The organism is uncultured Fretibacterium sp. (assembly GCF_938040765.1).
Classification (GTDB): domain Bacteria; phylum Synergistota; class Synergistia; order Synergistales; family Aminobacteriaceae; genus CAJPSE01.
This window is the reverse complement of record NZ_CALIAA010000186.1, coordinates 1-4,708: the sequence shown is the minus strand read 5'-3', so window position 1 is coordinate 4,708 and position 4,708 is coordinate 1. Positions and strand designations below refer to the sequence as shown.

3 protein-coding genes are annotated in these 4,708 nt (G+C 62.5%); all 3 read left to right on the top strand.

Annotated features, from left to right (window positions below; genetic code table 11):
- Positions 1–458 precede the first annotated feature (458 nt).
- The 3 genes from thrS to Q0176_RS06520 all read left to right on the top strand — a co-directional run bounded on the left by thrS (position 459) and on the right by Q0176_RS06520 (position 4,511).
- The gene (gene thrS / locus Q0176_RS06530) at positions 459–2,366 is read left to right on the top strand and encodes a threonine--tRNA ligase (protein ID WP_299300445.1); all 1,908 of its coding nucleotides are present in this window, start codon (positions 459–461) and stop codon (positions 2,364–2,366) included.
- Positions 2,367–2,546: 180 nt separating this feature from the next.
- Positions 2,547–3,446 carry a YitT family protein gene (locus Q0176_RS06525; protein ID WP_299300443.1) on the top strand — a complete coding sequence of 300 codons (900 nt, stop codon included), beginning with the start codon at positions 2,547–2,549 and terminating at the stop codon, positions 3,444–3,446.
- Between the two features lie 294 nt (positions 3,447–3,740).
- Positions 3,741–4,511, top strand: a complete 771-nt coding sequence (locus Q0176_RS06520; RefSeq protein ID WP_299300441.1) for a hypothetical protein — start codon at positions 3,741–3,743, stop codon at positions 4,509–4,511.
- Positions 4,512–4,708: the final 197 nt, after the last annotated feature.

Genomic DNA, 4,708 nt, shown 5'->3' with positions numbered 1-4,708 from the left:
GACGTCTGCGACCTGAGGGTGAGCTTCCGCAGAGCGCCGAGATAGGGCGGGGCGCTCGAGCCCCGTCGTTTCCCCGTGCCATCCCCTTGCCGAAAGGCGTGTTTGGTGGTATCCTGTCACGCATTATCGATATCGAGTGAATCGCGATGAAGAGGACGAGTAACCTCACCGGAGGGTTTTTTCTGCCCCGAGGAGGAGACGCACAGAGAGGCGGAGCCGCTGGCTGAGAGTTCCGCCGCGTCGGACGAGGCGAAGACCCCCTCCGAGCGGACGCCGAGGCCGTATATCGGGATAAGGCGTCGGGGCCCCGCCCCATACAGCGGGTTCGAGAGCCGGAGGCCGCCGGGCGGCCATGCCGGAAATGGAGTGGAACCGCGACACGAATGCGCCCACGTCGTCTCCATGTTTGTGGAGACAACGTGGGCTTTTTTTATTCCAAAATTTTGGGGGGATGGATTATGCTGCGTTTTGAGGGTAACAATGGGAAGGTCTGCGAGTTCGACCGGGGATCGGTCAAGGTGTCCGAGGTGCTGGCCGGGTTGGGTCAGGAGAAGAAGGCTCTGGCCGGGAAGCTGAACGGCGAGCTGCTGGACCTGGAGCGGGAGGTCTCGACCGGGGGGACGCTCGAGCCCGTTCTGGCGGGCTCGGAGGAGGGGCTCTCCATCCTGCGCCACTCCTGCGCGCACCTGATGGCCCAGGCCATCGAGAACCTCTATCCCGGAACGCACTTCGGGATCGGGCCCTGCATCAAGGACGGCTTCTACTACGACGTGGACGTCGCCGGGGCGGTGATCACGGAGCAGGACCTGCCCGCCATCGAGGCGGAGATGCGCCGCCTCGCGGGGGCGGCGGAGCGGGTCGAGCGGGTGGAGATGGGGCGGGACGAGGCGCTGAGGTTCTTCGGGGACCGCAGCGACCCCTACAAGGTGGAGCTGATTACGGACCTGGATGTCCCGGGCGTCTCGCTCTACCGGCAGGGGAACTACGTGGACCTGTGCCGGGGGCCCCACGTCCCCGACACGTCCTGGCTGCGCCACTTCAAGCTGCTCTCCGTCGCGGGGGCCTATTGGCGCGGCAGCGAGAAGAACAAGATGTTGACCCGCGTCTACGGCACGGCCTTCGCCACGCCGGACGAGCTGAAACAGCACCTGAAGCGCTTGGAGGAGGCGAAGCTGCGCGATCACCGCAAGCTGGGGCGTGAGCTGGACCTTTTCAGCCTCCACGACGAGGGGCCGGGCTTCCCGTTCTTCCACCCCAAGGGGATGGCCATCCTGAATGCGCTCACCGACTTCTGGCGTCGGGAGCACCTGAAGCGCGGCTACGTGGAGATCCGCACGCCGCTGATCCTGGACCGTTCGCTGTGGATTCAGTCCGGGCACTGGGACCACTACAAGGAGAACATGTACTTCACCGAGATCGACGAGAAGCCCTTTGCCGTCAAGCCGATGAACTGTCCCGGCGGCATCCTGGTCTACAAGACACAGCTCCGCAGCTACCGCGACCTGCCGCTGCGCATGGCGGAGCTGGGCACGGTCCATCGGCACGAGCGCAGCGGGGTGCTCCACGGTCTGATGCGCGTGCGCTGCTTCACCCAGGACGACGCGCACATCTACTGCCGTCCCGACCAGGTGAAGGACGAGGTGATCGGCATCATCGACCTGTACCGCTACTTCTACAAGGACGTCTTCGGTTTCGATTATGCGGTCGAGCTCTCGACGCGGCCGGAGAACTCGATGGGCGAGCCGGAACAGTGGGAGATCGCGGAGGCGGCGCTTCGGGACGCGCTGGAGGCGACGGGCACGCCCTACCGGGTCAACGAGGGGGATGGGGCCTTCTATGGGCCCAAGATCGACTTCCACCTGGAGGACTGCATCGGCAGGACCTGGCAGTGCGGCACCATTCAGCTGGACTTCCAGATGCCGGAGCGCTTCGACATGCACTACGCCGGGGCGGACGGCCAGGAGCACCGGCCCGTCATGCTGCATCGGGCTCTCATGGGCAGTCTGGAGCGTTTCCTCGGCATCCTGATCGAGCACTACGCCGGCGCGTTCCCGTTCTGGTGCGCCCCCGTTCAGGTGAAGCTCATCCCCATCGCCGAGGAGCACCGGGACTACGTTCAGGAACTGGCGGAGACCCTTGGCGGCTGGGGCCTGCGCGTGGAGACGGATGAGCGCGACGAGAAGCTGGGGAAACGCATCCGCGACGCGCAGCTCCAAAAGGTCCCCTACATGATCGTGATCGGGGACAAGGAGAAGGAGGCGCGGGTCGTCGCGGTGCGCGAGCGTAGCAGGGGCGACCTGGGGAGCATGGATCTGGAGGCGTTCCGAAAGCTCCTCGACGGGGAGTTCAATCCCTCCCGGCGCTAGGGGAGGACTTGTTTTTCTGAGCCCCGGCCGCGGGGCCTTCCGCTTCGTGCGGGGGCCCCGCGTTTCTTATGGGGATATTCCCCCGGCGAAGGCGTGTCGAGAGCTGTGGTAAGATAAAAAAGTTGCCCTGCGATGGTATGGGCCGTTAAAAATTTGTACGGTGCATGGAGCGTGACGTTGATGAGAGCGTCGGTGAAGGAATGGACGGTTCGGGGCGCGGCGTTGTGCAGGAGCTGGCTGCGGGAGGAGTGGGCGACGCTGCTGAGCACGACGGTGGGGACGGCCCTCGTCTGCTTCGCCATCGTCGCGCTGGTGGTTCCCTATAAGTTCGCCGGGGCCGGGGTGACCGGCATCGCGCTCATCACCCATTACCTCTGGGGCATCTCCCCGGCCTGGTTCATCACGGTGGGGAACGTGCTTCTGCTGCTCTGGGGCTGGCGCTTTCTCTCGACGCGCTTTGCCCTCTGGACGCTTTACGTGACCGTCCTGACCAGCCTGATGGTGCCTTTCTTCGAGTGGTTCCGCTATCCCGTCATCGAGAACACCCTGTTGGCCGCGATCTTTTCCGGCGTGGTGAGCGGCGTCGGCTTCGGGATGCTGTTCCGCGTGGACGCCTGCTCCGGCGGGACGGACGTGGTGGTGATGGCGGCAAAGAAGCGATGGGGCGTGGACGTCGGAGCGATGTCGTTCTACATTAACATCGTCATCCTGCTCGGTTCCTTCGCCGTCGTCACCTTGGAGCAGATGCTCCTCGGGGCGTTTCTGCTCTATATCGAGACGATGGTCATCGACAACGTCGTCCGCTCCTTTCACCGGCGCACCCAGATCCTGGTCATCAGCGCCCGGCACAGGGAGATCGCGGGCTTCATCATGACGGAGCTCGAGCGTTCGGCCACCCTCATTCCCGCGACGGGGGCCTACCGCGGCGCGTCCGTCGAGATGCTTCTGGTGGTGCTGCCCCGTCGGCAGGTCCCGCCGCTCAAGCGCTTCATCGCGTCGGTAGACCCCACCGCGTTCGTGATCCTCTCCGACGTCTCGGAGGTGGTGGGCGAGGGGTTCAAGAGCTGGCTGCACGCCTGATCGCCTCATGGGGCTGCGAGGCCGACCGGTATGGTGTTTTTTAGCGGGCCGGATCGGGCATCCGGCCCGCTCGTTCTTTGCCGTCATGGGGACGCGAGGGCTGAAGCCGAATGGAAGGGCAGGGCCTTTTAGTATGCTACAATGAAATAAAGCCTCGGTTCATGGCATGTCGTTGATTTCGATTATAGACGGGAGGGTGTCGGGCTTGGATATTCGAGATAAGGGTTCTTGGAGATGGAATGGCTCTTTTGTGTGCCGGCGGCATTGCAGAGCGCCGTTTTCCGGGAGGATAAGATGAAGCTGGAGGTATCATATCTCATCTATCCTGTCCTTTCACTTCTTCTCCTCTACCTGCGCAGCTCCTTTTTGGCGTATTTCCTCCCGCCCTCCACGGGCTCTCTGCTCATCCGGGAAGTACTCTTGACGGCAATTGTGTATTTGTATTGCTTCTTCCTTCTTCCCCCCAGTATCGTGCGTTTCGTCGTGAAGCGGGAGGGCGTCCGATATGGCCTGGAGGCGTTTTTATATACGGCGTCCCTGACGGTCTTGTCCCTATGCCTGTCCTATGCGATTGGGGGAGTGATGCTTTTTCCCGGAATCCTGGACCTTATTGCCGTGCATAATATCCTGACCTACCGGACCACAGGGGGGAATACGACGGGGGTGAATGAGCGTAATATCGCGTCCCTGTTGTCCTTTGTGGTTCTGTCCGCGTGGGGATGGGTCGTGTTCGGAAACGGGTTCCCGTTTTCCAAGAATGGACTGGCATTGTGGGGGCCGCTGATAGGGGTGTACTACATATTGAACTCCCATAAAGGCGTGTTCCAGGGAGCGGAGGAAGCCGCACAGGACAGGAAAGCTCCCGCTTCCTCCGCGGGCGCTCCCGTCCCTCGAGCACAGTCTGCGGATGCTCCGATGGGCACGGCGGTCGTCTACCCATGGGAGGAAGAGCGCAGCGAGGGTCCCCATACGGAGACGGCGTTTGGGCCGGCCGCTGCAGAAGAGGCCCCCTCAGCGTCCCCGGAGGGTAGAGACGACGACGGCGGAGATCGGGACGGCGTATGAACGAAAAAAAAGCCTTTTTGACCCATCGGCATTTGCTCAAGGTAGCCCGGAGGAGCAAGAAACGCAAAGGATGTTTCAGGTACTTGCCTGGGCTTATCACTGTGTTGCTACGTCTTGTCCGTCGAGGCAGGAAGGATAGAACCGGCCGTGAATAATGCCTATCTTCACCTTGGAATTTCTCCTGATGCTACGATTGA